The following is a 17335-nucleotide window of genomic DNA, read 5'->3' as shown; positions in this document are numbered from 1 at the left end:
AGGGATCTTGATGGAGCAACTTAATACTAAACTCATAACTAGACTTGCATTACCGGAGGAAGCTTCAACTGTATTGAATCTATGGCAAGAGTCTGCCCGGTGGCTGAACTCCAAAGAGATATATCAATGGCGTCCTGAGTATTTCAATTTGGAACAAGTGAATGAATTCATGACGGATGGATCTGACGTATATCTTGCTGAAATAAATCATGAAATCGTAGGGACGTATACCTTAACGTGGTCAGATCCCCTGATTTGGGAGGAGCTCGACAACACCAATTCCGGGTACATACACCGATTCGCAGTGAATAGAGATTTTAAAGGGCAAAATATAGGGCTACTCCTTCTAAAATCAGCAGAAGAGAACATTAGGCATAAAGGTAAAACCTTGATCAGGCTGGATTGCATGGCAGATAACCTGAGACTTAATCAATACTATAAGGATTATGGATTCCAATACATCCGCAGAATGAAACAGGGGAACTGGAGTGCCAGTCTGTATGAAAAACAATGATGGTGTCTCTATCGACTTCGTTAAGCTCTTAAGTGTATAAAAGGGGGATTATTCATGCTTTTATCCTATCATCCAATGAAAATAGCCGATGCAGAAAAAATCGTTACCTGGAAGTATGAAAATGAGTATACAATGTACAGTTTCTCTGAATCCAATGAAGATATTCAAGAATTGATGAATGGGGAGTACTTTTCAGTCCTGAATGAACTGGAGAGGGTAGTGGGATTTATTTGTTGTGGGCAATCAGCTCGAGTTCCGGGAGGAACCTCAATCGGACTGTATCAAGAAGAAGGATATTTGGATATAGGCCTTGGATTAGATCCAGATCTGACAGGGCAAAAGAAAGGATCTGTATTCCTTAAACAAAGTTTAGTATTCTTGCAAAACCAATTTAATAGTTCTCATTTTCGACTGGTGGTTGCCACATTCAACGAACGAGCAATTAAAGTGTATGAGCGGACAGGCTTTAAAAGAGATAAGGAGTTTTATAGCAAAGTGAATGGCGAGGACATGTTATTTATCAGTATGAAAATGGAAATGCCCTGCTACTCTTTTGAAGAAATATCGGAACAGAATTTGACCGAAGTCAGAGAAATATATAACTACTACGTTTCCAACACGACTATCTCATTTCATACTGAAGAATTGACTCTGGAAGAAATCAAGGCTTCTGTCATGAACAGAAATCCGCGCTTTAAATCATTTGTCATTAAAGAAGAGAAAGAAATTCAAGGGTATGTGCTAATTACCCAATACAAGAGCAAACAAGCCTACGACTTCTCGGGAGAAGTAACCATTTATTTGAAACCGGATATTGTAGGGAAGGGCATCGGTGGAACGGCACTGCGATTTATAGAGGATGTTGCGCGCGAGCAAGGGTTCTACACCTTGATTGCTACGGTATGCATGGAAAACACACGCAGCAAGACCCTATTCGAAAAGCATGGGTATGAGCAATGTGCGATGTTTAAAGGCGTGGGATATAAGTTTGATCGCAGATTGGATATTGGTAGTTTCCAAAAGGTGTTATAACGTATGAATAATATTCAATATAATCTAAAATTCGAAAAACTCGTCGCTGTATTAGAACTTGGTGAGTTGTTCAGTATACCCAAGTCAATCTCGGGTGGCCTTTTACATCGCATGTATGCCATCGAAACTACACATGCCAAATATGCTGTGAAAGCACTGAATCCTCAAATTATGAGTAGACCTACAGCTATGCAGAATTATATCCAATCCGAACAAATAGCAAACGTTGCAGCAAATTTTATCCATGCTCAACCTGCCAAAGTGATAAACGGTTCTTCAATGCAGATATTAGATCATCAATGTTATCTTATATTTGACTGGATCGACGGTAAAAGTCTAGAGTTTCAGGAAGTAACCGAAACCCATTGTGAGCATATGGGCATGATTCTTGCGGATATTCATAAAGCTGATTTTTCACAGCTTCATATTCCTGACCTTCAGTTGGATCATTCCAAAGAAATTGATTGGAATGATTATTTACACAAAGGGCAGAAAGAAAATTCGGATTGGACGATCTTATTAGATAACAGCATTCAAAAGCTCTATGAGTGGAGTGCTCAGGCAAAAAATGCATCAGTAATACTGGCTTCAAATACAGTTATTAGCCATAGAGATCTTGAACCTAAGAACGTGATGTGGCAGCAGGACACCCCCATCATTATTGATTGGGAATCAGCGGGTTATATCAATCCGATGCATGATCTGGTGGAAACAGCGATGTATTGGTCAGTAGATCACACCGGAAACGTGGACAAAGAAAGGTTCTTGGCTTTTATAGATGGATATAGGTCTCGAGTGGGGAATTTGAACGCCAATTGGAGAATGGTTCTCGAAAATGGCTTTGCCGGAAAATTGGACTGGCTCGAATACAGTCTGAAACGCTCTTTGTGGATTGAATGTACAGACAATGAAGAACAACAAATGGGAACATCACAAGTTATATGGACTATAGAAGCTTTAAAACAATACGAGGATATGATCTCAGATGTTGAGAACTGGTTGAGTAGCTAAACTCCGAGATCCGAGATAATTTTATCCGATAAAACGGAAAGGTGTGAGCTGCATGGTAAACGATAAAGGAACATTAAGAACATGCGAACAAGGGCATTCCTATTACAAAAGTAGCGATTGTCCAACCTGTCCGGTCTGTGAGAAGGCACGAAAACCGAAAGAGGGATTTCTCTCATTGCTGTCGGCACCCGCTAGACGTGCACTGGAGAATCAGGGAATTACGACGTTGCAAAAACTCTCGCAATACACAGAAAAAGAGATTCTGAAGCTGCACGGGATTGGGCCTTCTGCGATCCCCAAACTTCGACAAGCACTCGAAGAAGAGGGATTATCTTTTAATAAATAACCCTCTTCACTCTTAATCTAATCTCCCTAAACCAAACCTGAAGCCAATTCCTCAACCGTCACCTGATACAACAGATTTCCCTCACTGAGGAGCAGTCGGTTCTGACGAAAATCCTGACGTGCCTGCTTGAAGGGATTATTCTGTTCATTCACGAACTCAATCTTCTGCCCTTTTGTAAGTATGCCGGGCTTCTCCATTTTCTTGAGAACAAACGTCCCGTGTTTACCATACCCGGCATCGAACAAAAAATGATACCCATCCGTACAGAAACCGGAGGAGCCGGATAGGTTAGGATCTACCAATGTTACTTTAGGTTGCTGGGTACCGCCGGAAACACAGCCAAGCATAAAATCGGTATAATAATAAAACCATACCTGCTGTTCATTCACCACATTGAGTGCGTAACAATCGGCAATATCGGCAGTATGGTCTTCGTATAGTTTGTTACCGTGCATATCCCAGGCTAACAGTCCTTGTGAGCCAATCGGATTATTCCACCCATTGTTCCCGAATACACCCTCGTCAAAGTAGCTGGTCCAAATGGTCCCGTTCTCGGTCACCTGCACACTCTGAATACCGTCTCCCAGCAGAAACTCGCGAATCGTGTTTCCTTCCCGATCACACACTTTGGCGTTCAGGTCATACTTGTCATTCCCATAATACGTGCAGCGCGCCCCGACGAGCAGCAGGTGACCATGTAATGGTTGCACGTAATGATAATTGAACGTTTGCCCCCAAATAACAACTTCCTCAATGGATTGCTCCGTCACAATGAGAACTTTGTATGTGTAGGTTTGGTTTAGTTTGGTCTGTACAAACATGCCTTGTTTTCTTTCGGGAATTTGGTTTATGAGCAGCACATAGACCCGACCATCGCCGCCCCACTGAGTGGAAACTACATCGAAGCCTTCCAAATGTGCTGAAATCTCTGCAAAGGGCAGAAGTTTTATCTTGGGATTGGACATTGGATTATTCCTCCTTGAACGTTAGTGCAGATGTGCCATCTGCACGAATTAAGTACAGTATGCAGGAAGAATACCCTGCCGAACACGGCGTAAGTATAGCGAAGGCTTTCTTTTATCGATAAGTGACTTGAACTGGTGAAATGGGTATCGTTTTGGCTTCTTTGCATTGTATAATAAGACGGTTATGTAAAATATTATGCGAGGAAATGTTAACGTCAGCTCAATTTGATTATGATCACCCGTTGTAGGTCCTCGATATGGACCCCATACTTTATCAAATCAGTACGAGTCCATAATACGTTTGTCAGATAAAAACATACACCCCGACCTAAGATGGTAGATCTAAGGACGGGGTTGTTATCATCCAATTATTCAAAAAAATGGCCAAATGAACTGCATATAGATGTGGATAAGATTAATCCACCTAAGGGGAAGGGATTGGCTGCTAAATTAAGGAGGAGATAAATTGAAGATTTTCTTAGTAAGACACGGGATGGATGAGGAGGGCTACAGAGGTGGCTGGAGTCAGCGAGGGCTCATTGAAGAAGGTATGACTCAATCGGAGAGACTCGGAGACTACCTGCACCATCATTTAGAGCAATATAACATAAACACGGTGATTAGTAGTGATCTTCCGCGTGCAGTTCAGACTGCAAAAGAGCTTGAAAAAAGGCTTAACATCAAAGGGGATTACCTGAAAGACTGGAGAGAAATGAATAACGGAGATTTGGCTGGCATGCCAAACAAGGAAGCTGAAGTGAAATATGCAGGAGTTTATTTTAACACTCTTGGAATGGATGCCCCGTTTCCAGGAGGAGAAAGTCCTCGGGATTTTTATAACAGAATATGTACATCCTTTCGAGATTTATGCCAGAGTATAGAGGAGCAAAAGATCAAATCCAATGTTCTACTGGTCACGCACGGCGGAGTAATCAACATCCTTTATTATCTACTAGGAAACCAAAATTGGACTAATACATCGGGGTTCCATTCTATCGGGAATACCAGTGTTCATACGGTTGAAAAAGGATTAAATGGTTGGGAGTTTAGCAGCATGAATATGATGAGTCATCTAGGTTAATTTTTTCTGTGACAATAAAGACTGCCGACAGGTGCCGTCAGTCTTTATATACATTATTTAACCGATTTGAAGCAGACGTACGATTTCATCGTCTATTAGTTCTTCACTCACTTTCATAAACCCTAAAGATTCATACAGCTCTCCAGCAATTCGATTGTCTGGTCGGTGTCCAATCATTATTCTTGTGCAATTTGAAATACTCATAAGCTGAATCAAAGTTTTCATTGCTGCCTTGCCATAACCTTTTCCTTGATGCTTCTCGTCAATCATTATGGCAGGAATCCAGTAGTTATCATCCTTGTCTGGGTTCGCACAGAATACGAGAAAACCGACTAAAACCTCTTCCGAGTAAATAGCACGTAATTCAAAATCATTAACATATTTAGATTCAGTAATCCAATAAACGACAGGTGCAGGAAAGATATGAAGCTGTTCTGGCTTAACTTTAAGCTGGGTACATTCATACCAATTTTCATTAGACACTGGCTTTAATACAATTACCATACAAAATTCCTCCCAAATTTTACTTCGCAGAGGAATTTATCCTCTGCGGTTACTTCGTATCCTTCCTAAAAATCATTGCAACATGGTTATTCTTCATACCACATCACTCCTTTCGAAATGAAAAAATTCTAATGTAGGTTATTTGCTATTTTGTTAATATATCCTTCTTTTATCAGTGAAAATAGATTGAACATATCAATCATTTCAAAACAAATAGTTGAGAAAATGGCCTATTACGCTACAATGGAATGAAATGGAAGTCTAAGGAGGTTGCCGATGTGAGTGATAAACCGAGTGATTTGCTGCGTGGGTTGAAGTCCTTGTCTGGACCTTTTCCAGCTTGGAATACCGAGAAGTTACCGGATCGACCAGGGGATCTTTTTCTGGAATGGCTGAGACTGGCTATAGAATAAGGTGTGAAAGAACCTCACGCGATGACGATTTCGACAGTGGACTCGAACGGTTTTCCAGATGCACGAGTATTGATTTTGAAAGACGTAGTTGACGAAGCTTTTTATTTTGCATCTGGCTCGGAGAGTCGAAAAGGACAGCAGTTGGAGAGCAATCCGCGTGTGGCACTGACCTTTTACTGGCCTGCATTGGGCAGACAGATTCGCATAAGGGGAGAAGCCGTGGATATGGGCGAGGAAGCAGGTGCAGCGGATTTTCGGAAAAGATCGGCAGGGGCACGCGCAGTTGCGATGACAGGACGACAGAGTCAGGAGCTGGAGAGTGAGGAGGAATTGGAACACGCCATTGCCGCTCAGAAAGAGCGGATCAGCCGAGATCCTGATGTCATTACACCGAATTGGAGACTGTACGCCGTGAACGCAAAGGAAGTTGAGTTCTGGCAGGGAGACCCGGAGCGAAAGCATGTGCGAATCCAATATGTTCTGCAGCAAGGTCAATGGAAGTGCCAGAGGTTATGGCCTTGATTTTATAAAGGGGGGAAATTGTGTGAGTCGTAGAACTACGGGGACACTGCTGCTGGTCATAGCGGCCCTACTGTACAGTGTTCGATATTTGAGTGCTGCCATTTTTGGTTCTGGAGTAACTTCGTGGGATTCGGACTTGTTTCAAGGCATGCTAAATTATATTGGTACCGCTCCGCAAAGTTGGAGTATAGCTGCTTTAATCCTGGGCCTGTTCTATTTAGTATGGGCGGAATATGAAGCAATCAGCTCCAAAACCAGAGAAAGACTCAAGCGATTTGTGAGTTATGAAACTGTAGATCAAGAAGCTGAAAGCCAGAACAAAACAGAATAACTGGATAGTGTGATTCCTTATCAATAACGGTCGTAAAACAATTTGAATAAGTCGAGGAGGCATACATATGAAGTCCATTGAAAGTTATTTTGACCCATTTCCGATATTGGAAACTGAACGAACGCTGCTTAGGCCGATTACCTATGCTGATCTGGATGACATGTACCGTTATTGCGCGATTCCTGCTGTATCGGAGTACACAACTTGGGACGCACATCAGAGCAAGGAGGATACGAAAGCCTTTATTGATTTTGTCATGAGTCGATATGAGGTGGATAAGCTGGGGCCATGGGGGATTGAGGATAAACAAACGAAGAAGTTGATTGGCAGCTGCAATTATCTGGGGTGCGACAGCAACAGTATGAGGGTGGAATTAGGTTATGTATTATCCAATGAGTACTGGGGTCGAGGAATCATGACGGAAGCGGTTAGCCGAATCGTTCAATTTGGATTTGAAGACATCGGGTTGGAACGAATTCAGGCTAAATGTCTGGTGGGTAACATCGGGTCCGCAAAGGTCATGGAAAAGACAGGCATGAAATTCGAAGGGCTTTTACGGAAGTATATGAAAATTAAAAACGAAATGCAGGATTTGAAAATGTATGCGATTATTCGATCCGATTATGATTTCAAATGATGATATGATTCCTAACGTACATAATGTCATATCGGGCATCGACCGAGATTCGCTATAATCTCCAAGTTGAAAAAACATGGATAAGGAATCGGGAGGTACATCGAATTGACAGCGAAAAATAGATATAAATCACTTGAGCTTGAAACACCCGGCGTATATGAACTGGAAGGACTGGAGGTCGGCGTGACCTCCAATTGCAATTACAAATGCGACTATTGCTGCGCCTACAATCGGGACGATGGGCAGTGCATAAGTGGTCAAGAGGTCATCCGAATCATCCGTGAGCTTCCGCGGCTCAAGCGGGTGCGTTTGTCCGGGGGAGAGGTGACTCTGAAAGTTCAGGATTGCCTGGAGATTGTGACGTATTGCGGGGAACATGGCATCGACACGCAATTAAATACCAATGCCAGCTTGCTAACGGAAGAACGAATTCATGCTTTGCGGGATGCAGGCTTGTCCAATATTCATATTTCGTTCAACTATACAGATCGGGATGCATATGCTGCGTATTACCGTGTACATCCCCGCATGTATGAGCGATTGGAGCACAACATTCGTCTTTGTACTGAAGCAGGGCTGGAGACCGTCTTGGAGACGCTGCTATTTGAAGGCACCCAAGCCAACATGCAGGCTATTAGCGATAAAGTCTATGAACTGGGTGTGCGCATCCATGAGATCCAGAACAGTATCGTGATGCCACATAGTCAATGGAGCCAGATTGCTTCCAAAGAATCACTCATCCACTCCGTAAACGATCTGATCAAGCACAAGAAAGAAGATACGACATTATATTTTACCTGTATGGATCGTTTCGCGGAGCAATTGGGATTACGAGAACAATCGGGTGTGTATTTCTCCAATTGTGTGGATGGGACGAAGCAGCTGCATTTGCACGGCAATGGAGATATTCTCATCTGTGAGTTATGCCACCCAGTCGTGATCGGTAATATATATACGGGTACGTCTTTGAAGGATATTTATACCAAGCAGCCACAAGCGTTAACGGATTATCTAGAAAAGAAACCCTGCCCTGCATACGATGCTCTCTTTGCAAGTGAATAGTCACGTTTATAGAAAGCTTTTTAGCATCGTACTTGTCCCTATTTGGGGTACATATATAGATTGAGATCCATCATTATCACTTATATGGAAGGTTGTCTGATTTCCTCTCGGGGGAATGGATGACCTTCTTTCTTTGCGTTCAGCCTGTTTCAGATTCATTTAAGCTATCCAGCCTATGATGAGCCTTAAGAACTTAGATGAAGAGGTGAACTTCACATGATGAAGATCTATCCAAAAACCAACGAGAACGACCCATATAAAAAGGCAAAACCAAGGCGCAAATGGCTGATGATCACCCTTGTTATTGTGCTAGGCCTTGGTACCGTGATATACAGCCTGGCAGATCGCTATTTAATCCGGCATGTGCAGGTAGTTGTAGCGGATGACAATACATCAGCAACCAGCACCTCCAGCGATACTTCAACTCCGGCGACTGAAGTGAATGCAACGTCAGATGACTGGAACTATTCCAGCGATGACATGCAGGTCAAGATCGACAAGGTGCAGACGGGCTCTGGCTCAGATCAGATCACGTATTACGTCGCAGATGTACAGCTGACAGATGCGAGCAGCCTGCGAACGGCTCTGGCAGATAACAGCTTTGGCACGAATATTACCGAGAACACTTCAGAGATAGCAGCCGCTAACAACGCCATCTTTGCGATCAATGGTGACTACTACGGCTTCCGCGATGATGGCGTAATTATCCGCAATGGTACGGTATATCGGGATGATCCGGTGCGTGATGCGATGGCATTGCTCAGTGACGGTACGATGAAGACGTATAACGAGACGGAAATATCCTCATCGGAACTGCTGGCGGAAGGTGCGACCAATACGTTATCTTTTGGGCCCATTCTGATTCAGGACGGTGAGATTGTAAGTGACTTCAGCAGTGTGAAAATCGATAACAACTTTGGCAACCGGTCGATCCAGGATGCCAATCCGAGAACAGCCATCGGCATGATCGCCCCAAATCACTATGTATTTGTTGTGGTGGACGGACGGCAGGATGACAGCCGAGGCATGACGCTGGCAGAGCTTGCCGATGTCATGAAAGGTCTTGGAGCAACGGAAGCCTACAATCTGGACGGCGGCGGTTCATCCACAATGTATTTCATGGGCCGGGTTGTTAATAATCCGCTGGGGAGAAACCAGGAACGCGGCGTAAGTGACATCCTTTATCTGAAAGAGGGACAATGATCATGACCATATTAATTCCATCCTACGAACCGGATGTTCGTTTATTGAATCTCGTGTTACAGTTGCAGACGTTTCAGTTAGGACCCATTGTCATTGTAGATGATGGTAGCGGGCCAGGTTACAGGGGGATTTTCGAGACGGCAGAAGCTTATGGATGTACAATCCTGACACATACGGTGAATCTGGGCAAGGGGCGTGCGCTCAAGACAGGATTCCAACATATCAAGGAACATGGCCCACAGGGCGGTATTGTGTGCGCAGACAGTGACGGCCAACATCTGCCGCATGATATCAAACGCATCTTTGATGTATTATTGGAGCAAACGACTCCGGGGATTGTACTGGGTAGCCGTCGTTTCAGTGGAACCATTCCAGCGCGCAGTCGTTTTGGCAACACAGTCACACGAGGCGTCTTTTCTCTCACGACAGGTACGAAAGTATATGATACACAGACAGGCCTGCGAGGTTTTCCGTACTCGATGCTGGACTGGTTGTGCCAGATACCGGGGGAACGGTTTGAATACGAAATGAACATGCTGCTAACAGCGCATAAAGAAGGGTATGAGATCACAGAGGAGTTTATAGATACGGTCTATCTGGATCATAACAAATCTTCTCATTTTCGCCCACTGGTGGATTCATTCCGCATTTATATGCCGATTCTGATGTTCAGTACGTCTTCGGTGTTATCGGCCTTGATCGATTTTGGCTTACTGTTCGTGATCCAGTACTTCACGCATAATCTGTTCTTATCGGTCGTTGCAGCGAGACTGTGCAGCTCCATCTTCAACTATACGATTAATCGGAAATATGTATTTTCAGCTGGAAAAACGTCCAGAGTCCGTCAGTCTTTACCGAAATACTTCTCATTGGTCATTCTCGTGCTGTTATTAAATTACGGATTGTTGTACTTCTACAATGAAAAATTGATAATCCCGCTGATTGCAGCCAAGCTGTTAACAGAAGTGTCGATCTTTGTGTTCAGCTATTGGGCGCAGCGCAGATTTGTATATTAACACGGATAGAGTAAGCATACCGCTTGCTCTCTTTTTTTTCGTTCAAAAACATTCCTGTTTACCTCGTTATAAGGTACGATAGAGATGGAACTTTTTGTGTGAATATTTATAAATATAACTGCCGTATTTGATGAAAAAGGAGCCATGATCACATTTTAGGTGAAATGAGTGTGACCGGATGTTGAACCGTGTTCGCAAGGACTTGCGTTATTATCTTCAGGAACATCAGGATCGGAACAACCTCATCTTGCATTATTTCGCATTTTTATCGGCGTTTGTGGCCTGGATTTTCTTGTTCATTAATATTAAAGTCATGCTGGTTCTGGCTCTTATCCATTACGCCCTGTCCTGGATTGGGCACTTCTATTACGAAGGCAACAAACCGGCGGCATTCCGATATCCGCATATCGGTTTTTATGCCGGGTTTACCTGGTTTTTTATCAGGACCATTGAGATCATCACCCGCAAAGATATCATCCATTCTTGGATCAATAAACAGGACTGAAACCAGTAGGAGTCGAACTTTATAAAATAGGAGTGTGTCTATGTATCTTCGAAGTGTGGAGTTACTGTCTGCTAAAGTCGAGAATCCGGATCAATATCCGTTTCACATACCGTCCATACAGTCTCTGGAGCGATTGGAATTCAACAATAACATTACTTTCTTTGTTGGCGAAAATGGATCGGGCAAGTCCACACTGCTCGAAGGTATCGCTCATCAATGTGGATTCAATACAGCCGGGGGTGGGAGGAATAACTACTTTGAGATTGATGCTGCAGAATCGTCATTAGGGGATTATTTGCGTTTATCCTGGCTGCCCAAAATCTCCAAAGGCTTCTTCATGCGTTCCGAGTCCTTCTACCAGTTTGCATCACATGTCGATGCTACGGATTCCATTGATTATTACGGCGGGCGTTCGTTGCATGAACAATCCCACGGGGAGTCATTTCTCAATCTGTTCGTGAACCGATTCAATTCCAAAGGCATTTATCTGCTCGATGAGCCCGAAGCCGCCTTATCTCCAGCCCGTCAACTCTCCTTGTTGCGCATTCTTCATGATCTTTCAGACCATTCCCAATTTATTATCGCGACGCATTCGCCAATTCTATTGGGATATCCGGGAGCATGCATTCTGAGCTTTGACGATGGTGAGATTCAGGAAGTGGATTATGAGGATACAGAGCATTATCAGATCACCCGCAGTTTCCTGGAAAACCGGCACCGAATGCTGAACGAATTGTTCAAGGACTGAAATAAGGAGCGATTAACATCATAAAGGAGGGATTGCCTTGAAACATCGAATACATATCTTTGGCGCATCGGGCTCAGGAGCTTCTACTCTGGGTCAGGAACTGACAACCAAGCTTCCTCATATCAATCTGGATGCGGATGACTATTATTGGCTTAAGAAGTTCACCTCACGGAGGAAACCATTGGACAGATTAAAAATGTTATCGGATGATCTGGATCAACATCAGCAGTGGATTCTCTCAGGGTCGGTTTGTGGTTGGGGGGATCAGTTGAAACCTCTTTTTGATCTGGTCATTTTCCTGCATGTACCCAATGAGATCAGACTTGAGCGTCTGAGAAAGAGAGAAGCCCTGAGGTATGGTGATGCGATTTTGCCAGGTGGAAGCATGTATGAGGAGTCCAAGGCGTTTCTGGAGTGGGCCTCGCAATATGAGGATGGAGGTTTGAATGTGCGTAGTAAAGCGCTGCATGAACATTGGATGAAAGATATAAGTTGCCCGATTTTGAAGATTGAGGGGAGTCATTCTGTTCAGGAGCGCGTGGATATTGTGCTGCAATATTTGAATGAAAATACAAATGAAAATGGATCAGTAGAAGATTGATTTTAGAGGAGAGATGATATGAAAATAGGTTTTCTGATCGTGGATATGCAAGAGAGTACTGTACGGGATAAATTAGATCAAAAAGCAATTGACCGCGCTTGTGAATATATCAATCATGTTGCAGACGTGCTTCGTTCGAGCGACCATGTGGTAGTTCATGTACAAGACGTGGAAGGGATGGAGGATTCAAATTCTGAGGCGTATCGTATTATTTCTGAGGTTGATGTGAATGAGAAGGATCTGACGGTGACGAAGGAGAGCTCCAATGCCTTCTGGCAGACTGACTTGGAGCAGGTTCTACAGAGTAACACTGTTGAGCTGTTGATCATATCGGGATTTGCCGCCGAGGAATGTGTTCTGTTTACTTATAATGGCGCGATGGAGCGAGGATTTAGACCTGTCATGTTGCAAAATGGGATTCTCAGTACGCATCCTGAAGCAGTGATTTCGACCTATAGAGACCGGAATGTGATTTCTTATCCTGTAGTTAATTATCTAATCCATTAAGTGTCAGTGTCAGTCAATTAATTCTAGATATGATATCGTTGATTACTGTATAAATGGAGGTGATGGTTTTAAATATACTTAGCATCGCTTTGATCATGTGGATTGCAGTAGGGTTAGTACTTTTCGTTCAGGGGTTGAAGAAAGGGTCTCCACTTATGCTGTTTTTCGGTGTGATTTCGATCCTGGCTCCCATACTTACGTTCATAGGCTGGCTGACTTTACTACCTTTTGTTAATCCCGCTGCACTTGCTGTTGCATACCTAGGGAAGAAAAGGAAAACGACAAATATGCTTAAACAGACTCTGTAAAGGGTCTATTTTTTATACATAAGCATCTTCTCCAAGACAGGATACTTCACGATTTAAAACAAACTCTGCCTATATCTGCTGTGGTTGAAACGATATATTGAGAGCAGGACATAGCAAGCACGCTGTGTATATCGATAAGGTTGAGCGTAGATCACATGATAAGGGAGATATGCAATGATGATGAATGTACAAATCACGAGTATTTTGGAAGAAAAGAAGGAATTATTTCTTAACCTGTACAACTTGTATTTATATGATCTTTCCGAATTCTCGGGTGAGGATTTGCTAGAGGAGGGGAAATTCGATCCAACGAATACCTATCTCTATCTGGAACGGGCGGAATTACATCCGTTTTTTATTCAATATGATGGAAAGGTAATCGGATTTGTGCTGGTTTGCTCTCCTCCTTATGTAGATGAGGATATCGACTTTACAGTTCAAGAGCTATTTTTGGTCAAAAAGTATCGTGGGCAAGGACTAGCGGCTCAAGCGGTTGATAGGGTGTTTGCACAATTTCAGGGCAGATTCAAAGTGGAGCAACTGGCTAATAACCAATCGGCTGTTTCATTCTGGAAAAAATACTATGAACAACATCACATTGAATATGTAGAGTCGGAGTATAGCATTGAAATTGAAAACATCGCTGGCAGCCATCGGATTCTGTCGCAGACGTTTGTACGTGCAAGAACGGATTAGATTTATGTGAATCGTAACTAGGAAGGATGATTATTTGTTTGTTATAGTAGCTTCAAAAGGCAGGTTCAAGTGGATTTCAGGAATATTTCAAGCAGAAGAGGTAGCGCTACATTACACGGAACAAATTCCTGAAGAGCTGAAAGAATACCAAAATTTAATTCATGTAGAGGAGATGAAATATCCTTTTTATATTATAGAGAGTCAAAGGGATTTTCAGTTTCTAACTAAAGATGAAGTGATTGTACTTTTCAATCATACGGACGTGTCAGAAGACGAAGATGAGGTGCACTTCAATATCTATACAGTTGATTCCGATTACAGACCGAAGAAGCCGGGCACAGACTATATGGGCATACTTCATCATGATCATGTGACCAATGAATTTATTGCGAAGTACAAAGAAGAAGGAACTGAGATTCTGGTCAAAAAAAGGATCTTTTAGATATTCGCATTTACCAATACATGGGTTATGACGAATGAAAGATTCACTAGAGGGGAAGCGAGCCATTAGAGAGGAGAATGATGAATGACAAGCCGCATTGTGGTTACGGGCGGAGCTATTATTCGTGATCATATGGGTAGAATACTGCCGCAAAAAAGATCAGATTATGGCGATTGGGGATTACCTGGTGGTGGTATGGAGCCCGGTGAGAGTATTGAAGAAACTATGATTAGAGAAGTAAAAGAAGAAACGGGGCTTGACGTGAGTTCGTATGAACTGGCATCCATCTACACAGGTGAGAAAATGAAATATACATATCCGGATGGCAACGAGGTTGTATTTGTAATGTTCCTGTTCAACGTCTCCGCGGAGTTGGGTGGGAAACTTGATGATGATCAAACAACCCTTTTATTTAAAGATGAACAGAATGAATCGCTAGAGCTTGTTTTTAAAAGTCTAGATGAAATTGATATTTCCACAATCAACAAGGTACAGAAGCCTGTATTGGTAGATTTGATGCAAGGGGAACTCACAATTCTGCGTTAAGCCCTAGAGGATATAAAGAAGATTTTGAGAGGGAATAGGGAAAATATAGTTTGTGAGTAAAAATTAAAATCCCCCATTTTAATAGAGATAGGAGCATTTATTATGCCTTGGCCCATGGTTCATTTTGCAATCGCATCTGAATTATTATCTGATCCAACCCCTGAATTTATAGTGGGAAGTCTTGCTCCTGACGCCATTCATGTGAGAACGAATGAAAAAGTCGAAAAGGCAAAAACTCATCTCATGCCAGAGACAGGACGATTTGCAACAGACGAAGAGCTCGGGGCATTTTTTAATTCCAACAAAGAACGCGCGCAGAGTGATCCTAAGTTCATGCAATATTTGTGCGGCTACATCGCCCATGTATATACGGATCGGGTTTGGACTTTCGAGATTTATCCCGCATATGAGGAACACGCCAATGGACGAAGTATTTATACGCAGGATGTTACGAAGCTGGAATTTATGATTTTGAGAAAAGGGTCTGATGACCAGGATTTATTGAATAAGCTGGAAGCAGGTCAAGCATTTGATTTAGGTGGATTGCTGGAGCAAGAGGTGTATCAATATAGAAAAGAAAAAGCAGACTTTTTAAATAACCTTGAAAATGAGCCCTTAGATGATTTGAACATTTTATCTATGGAAGCTATAGAAGAGTTTATACAAACAACGGCCCAAAGACTTAGACAGTTGTTTGCAAAGTGGGAGGTATTCTAAATGAAAAAACGGATTAGCCTCGCCCTATATAATGAGAAGTACGCTCAAGAGTTGGCTAATTTTTCATTAAGTGATGAACAGGTTCAGTTTACTGCAATGCCTGCGGAAGTGATGGAGGAAGCCTTCCAAAATCCGAACAAATATCCGGTAGTGATTTTAAATGATGAGATTCCAGTTGGTTTCTTCATATTACATAAACATTCTGAATACGTAGAGGAAAGAGATACTTCCCGTACAATACTGGTTCGTGCGTTATCCATTACGTTGGAACATCAGGGGAACGGGTATGCACTCACTGCCATGAGGGAACTGCCTGCACTAGTTAAGCAGCTTGATCCGAAGGTCGATGAAATTATTTTAGCTGTGAATGAGGGGAATATTGCAGCACAAAAGCTGTATCTAAAAGCAGGTTTTCTGAATATGGGCGAGCGGAAAATGGGCATCAATGGTCTTCAACTGATTTTGCAATACAGAATGGTGTAGGGGATGAATTACGGCAAACAAGACGGCATATTTGATAAAAAGGGGGACTAATGTGGCGAACATACACAAGGGAAGATATTCAGCTGAGATCGAAGGCGAGTTTGTTGTTTTTATTATTGGAATGAGGGTTAATCGCCTCTGGGCCATACATAAGTGGTTACCTGTTTTTAAATCCATGGGCCCGATGATCAAAGAACTGTACATGAACCCAGATACCGGGTTTCTGGGGACGGAATTTTTTATGAGCTGGCGTGGAGTGACTCTGCTGCAATATTGGAGATCTTATGATGAATTGGAGAAATACGCACGCGGTGGTCTGCACTTGGAGGCTTGGAAACGATTTAACCAATCCATTGGATCGGATGGAAGCGTAGGCATTTATCATGAAACGTACAAAGCTCAATCCGGTTCATATGAGACCATATATGCGAATATGCCCAAATTCGGATTGGCTAAAGTGTCTAACCATGTTCCAGCGACAGGCAGGAAAGAAACGTCCAGACGTAGAATGGGTGGAGAGAGTGATCCGGCAGTAAAAACACCAAAGAATCCTTAACATATGACGCAAGGGAAGTTCGAATGTACAATCATCGCAAGTAGAGAGGAGCATGTTATTGAAAGTTAATGTCAAACCAGAAGATTTGGGTTCTGAGCAGCTTAGCTGGCTATGTGTCCAACCGATGTTGATCTCCGTTCGTGGTAAAGATGTTGCAGCAAAAGTGGAGGTATATCGGCAATTACATGAAGGGCAACAAGCGATATTTTTGTTCTATTCTTATCATAACCATACGAAAAGCCTGGCGGAGTTTTATTGGTTTTCGGCGTACAACATTATTGACATGAAGAGCTGGAATGGAATTAGGAACGGGATGCGCTATTTTAATCAAAATGAAATGGTAACTCTGCTGGACGACATCGAGCGTTTGATTACAGATAAAAATAAAGATGGAGACACATGGCGTGAGGTTCTGCCCACGGATTTGGAGAAAGACCCGATCCTGCTGCAAAGAACGGAAGAACTATACGTTAAATATCGAGCCGCGGCGCAGGCTGCTATTTTACACATGAATGAAATAATTCGGAGTAATCAGGAGATGTATCTGGAGATTACGGAGATCAACGCCTAAAGTAATCTCAAAATATAA

Annotated in this window: 26 protein-coding genes; 24 read left to right on the top strand and 2 right to left on the bottom strand. The window is 42.8% G+C overall.

What is annotated here, in order from left to right:
• Positions 1-10 precede the first annotated feature (10 nt).
• Genes HW560_RS30240 through HW560_RS30220 form a run of 4 tightly spaced genes read left to right on the top strand, consistent with a single transcriptional unit; the run spans position 11 to position 2903 of the window.
• Entirely contained in the window at positions 11-514 is a 504-nt protein-coding gene (locus tag HW560_RS30240; protein WP_090901980.1) for a GNAT family N-acetyltransferase, read from the top strand.
• Positions 515-568: 54 nt separating this feature from the next.
• Positions 569-1546 (top strand): GNAT family N-acetyltransferase, encoded by a 978-nt coding sequence (locus HW560_RS34130; protein WP_256221943.1) that lies wholly within the window; start codon positions 569-571, stop codon positions 1544-1546.
• 3 nt (positions 1547-1549) lie between these two features.
• Positions 1550-2557, top strand: coding sequence for an aminoglycoside phosphotransferase family protein (locus HW560_RS30225; RefSeq protein ID WP_090894829.1), 1008 nt, complete (start codon positions 1550-1552; stop codon positions 2555-2557).
• A 52-nt stretch (positions 2558-2609) separates the two neighbouring features.
• The gene (locus tag HW560_RS30220; RefSeq protein WP_090894831.1) at positions 2610-2903 is read left to right on the top strand and encodes an RNA polymerase alpha subunit C-terminal domain-containing protein; all 294 of its coding nucleotides are present in this window, start codon (positions 2610-2612) and stop codon (positions 2901-2903) included.
• A 26-nt stretch (positions 2904-2929) separates the two neighbouring features.
• On the opposite strand, the gene HW560_RS30215 is transcribed toward HW560_RS30220, so the two are convergent.
• Complete coding sequence (locus HW560_RS30215) at positions 2930-3868, bottom strand: hypothetical protein (protein WP_179265405.1); 939 nt, start codon at positions 3866-3868, stop codon at positions 2930-2932.
• A 231-nt stretch (positions 3869-4099) separates the two neighbouring features.
• Here HW560_RS30215 and HW560_RS34515 point away from each other — a divergent pair, with 231 nt between their 5' ends.
• Positions 4100-4180 (top strand): DUF2569 family protein, encoded by an 81-nt coding sequence (locus HW560_RS34515; RefSeq protein ID WP_109999424.1) that lies wholly within the window; start codon positions 4100-4102, stop codon positions 4178-4180.
• A gap of 154 nt (positions 4181-4334) precedes the next feature.
• Positions 4335-4949, top strand: a complete 615-nt coding sequence (locus tag HW560_RS30205; RefSeq protein ID WP_090894836.1) for a histidine phosphatase family protein — start codon at positions 4335-4337, stop codon at positions 4947-4949.
• A gap of 57 nt (positions 4950-5006) precedes the next feature.
• On the opposite strand, the gene HW560_RS30200 is transcribed toward HW560_RS30205, so the two are convergent.
• On the bottom strand, positions 5007-5453 hold the full coding sequence (locus HW560_RS30200; RefSeq protein WP_179265404.1) for a GNAT family N-acetyltransferase: 447 nt from the start codon (positions 5451-5453) through the stop codon (positions 5007-5009).
• Between the two features lie 278 nt (positions 5454-5731).
• On the opposite strand from HW560_RS30200, the gene HW560_RS34125 reads away from it, so the two are divergent.
• The 18 genes from HW560_RS34125 (at position 5732) to HW560_RS30115 (ending at position 17317) form a co-directional block, all read left to right on the top strand.
• Complete coding sequence (locus HW560_RS34125) at positions 5732-5866, top strand: hypothetical protein (protein WP_257031521.1); 135 nt, start codon at positions 5732-5734, stop codon at positions 5864-5866.
• Positions 5867-5869: 3 nt separating this feature from the next.
• A complete protein-coding gene (locus tag HW560_RS30195) occupies positions 5870-6388 on the top strand; it encodes a pyridoxine/pyridoxamine 5'-phosphate oxidase (RefSeq protein WP_257031519.1) in 519 nt (172 codons plus the stop codon).
• A gap of 22 nt (positions 6389-6410) precedes the next feature.
• Positions 6411-6719, top strand: a complete 309-nt coding sequence (locus tag HW560_RS30190) for a hypothetical protein (protein WP_179265403.1) — start codon at positions 6411-6413, stop codon at positions 6717-6719.
• 67 nt (positions 6720-6786) lie between these two features.
• The gene (locus tag HW560_RS30185; protein ID WP_179265402.1) at positions 6787-7356 is read left to right on the top strand and encodes a GNAT family N-acetyltransferase; all 570 of its coding nucleotides are present in this window, start codon (positions 6787-6789) and stop codon (positions 7354-7356) included.
• A 105-nt stretch (positions 7357-7461) separates the two neighbouring features.
• Entirely contained in the window at positions 7462-8418 is a 957-nt protein-coding gene (locus tag HW560_RS30180; RefSeq protein WP_090894844.1) for a radical SAM protein, read from the top strand.
• A gap of 216 nt (positions 8419-8634) precedes the next feature.
• The gene (locus HW560_RS30175; RefSeq protein ID WP_218834983.1) at positions 8635-9621 is read left to right on the top strand and encodes a phosphodiester glycosidase family protein; all 987 of its coding nucleotides are present in this window, start codon (positions 8635-8637) and stop codon (positions 9619-9621) included.
• Between the two features lie 2 nt (positions 9622-9623).
• Positions 9624-10637: a bifunctional glycosyltransferase family 2/GtrA family protein gene (locus HW560_RS30170; protein WP_111619913.1), complete on the top strand. Its 1014-nt coding sequence runs from the start codon at positions 9624-9626 to the stop codon at positions 10635-10637.
• 178 nt (positions 10638-10815) lie between these two features.
• Positions 10816-11142 (top strand): DUF962 domain-containing protein, encoded by a 327-nt coding sequence (locus tag HW560_RS30165; RefSeq protein ID WP_111619912.1) that lies wholly within the window; start codon positions 10816-10818, stop codon positions 11140-11142.
• A 40-nt stretch (positions 11143-11182) separates the two neighbouring features.
• Positions 11183-11890, top strand: a complete 708-nt coding sequence (locus HW560_RS30160) for an AAA family ATPase (RefSeq protein WP_179265401.1) — start codon at positions 11183-11185, stop codon at positions 11888-11890.
• A 37-nt stretch (positions 11891-11927) separates the two neighbouring features.
• A complete protein-coding gene (locus HW560_RS30155) occupies positions 11928-12491 on the top strand; it encodes an AAA family ATPase (protein WP_179265400.1) in 564 nt (187 codons plus the stop codon).
• An 18-nt stretch (positions 12492-12509) separates the two neighbouring features.
• Positions 12510-12998, top strand: coding sequence for a cysteine hydrolase family protein (locus tag HW560_RS30150; protein ID WP_179265399.1), 489 nt, complete (start codon positions 12510-12512; stop codon positions 12996-12998).
• A gap of 482 nt (positions 12999-13480) precedes the next feature.
• A complete protein-coding gene (locus tag HW560_RS30145) occupies positions 13481-14002 on the top strand; it encodes a GNAT family N-acetyltransferase (protein WP_257031516.1) in 522 nt (173 codons plus the stop codon).
• A gap of 34 nt (positions 14003-14036) precedes the next feature.
• Positions 14037-14444 (top strand): hypothetical protein, encoded by a 408-nt coding sequence (locus HW560_RS30140; RefSeq protein ID WP_179265398.1) that lies wholly within the window; start codon positions 14037-14039, stop codon positions 14442-14444.
• A gap of 84 nt (positions 14445-14528) precedes the next feature.
• Complete coding sequence (locus tag HW560_RS30135) at positions 14529-14990, top strand: NUDIX domain-containing protein (protein WP_179265397.1); 462 nt, start codon at positions 14529-14531, stop codon at positions 14988-14990.
• Positions 14991-15092: 102 nt separating this feature from the next.
• A complete protein-coding gene (locus tag HW560_RS30130) occupies positions 15093-15707 on the top strand; it encodes a hypothetical protein (protein WP_179265396.1) in 615 nt (204 codons plus the stop codon).
• Positions 15708-16190, top strand: coding sequence for a GNAT family N-acetyltransferase (locus HW560_RS30125; RefSeq protein WP_179265395.1), 483 nt, complete (start codon positions 15708-15710; stop codon positions 16188-16190).
• A gap of 52 nt (positions 16191-16242) precedes the next feature.
• Positions 16243-16746 (top strand): DUF4188 domain-containing protein, encoded by a 504-nt coding sequence (locus HW560_RS30120; protein ID WP_179265394.1) that lies wholly within the window; start codon positions 16243-16245, stop codon positions 16744-16746.
• A 58-nt stretch (positions 16747-16804) separates the two neighbouring features.
• Positions 16805-17317: a hypothetical protein gene (locus tag HW560_RS30115; RefSeq protein ID WP_090894872.1), complete on the top strand. Its 513-nt coding sequence runs from the start codon at positions 16805-16807 to the stop codon at positions 17315-17317.
• Positions 17318-17335: the final 18 nt, after the last annotated feature.

The organism is Paenibacillus sp. E222 (assembly GCF_013401555.1).
In the GTDB taxonomy this organism is placed as follows: Bacteria; Bacillota; Bacilli; order Paenibacillales; family Paenibacillaceae; genus Paenibacillus.
Note: the sequence above shows the minus strand (reverse complement) of the source record. Positions and strands in the feature narration are given on the sequence as shown.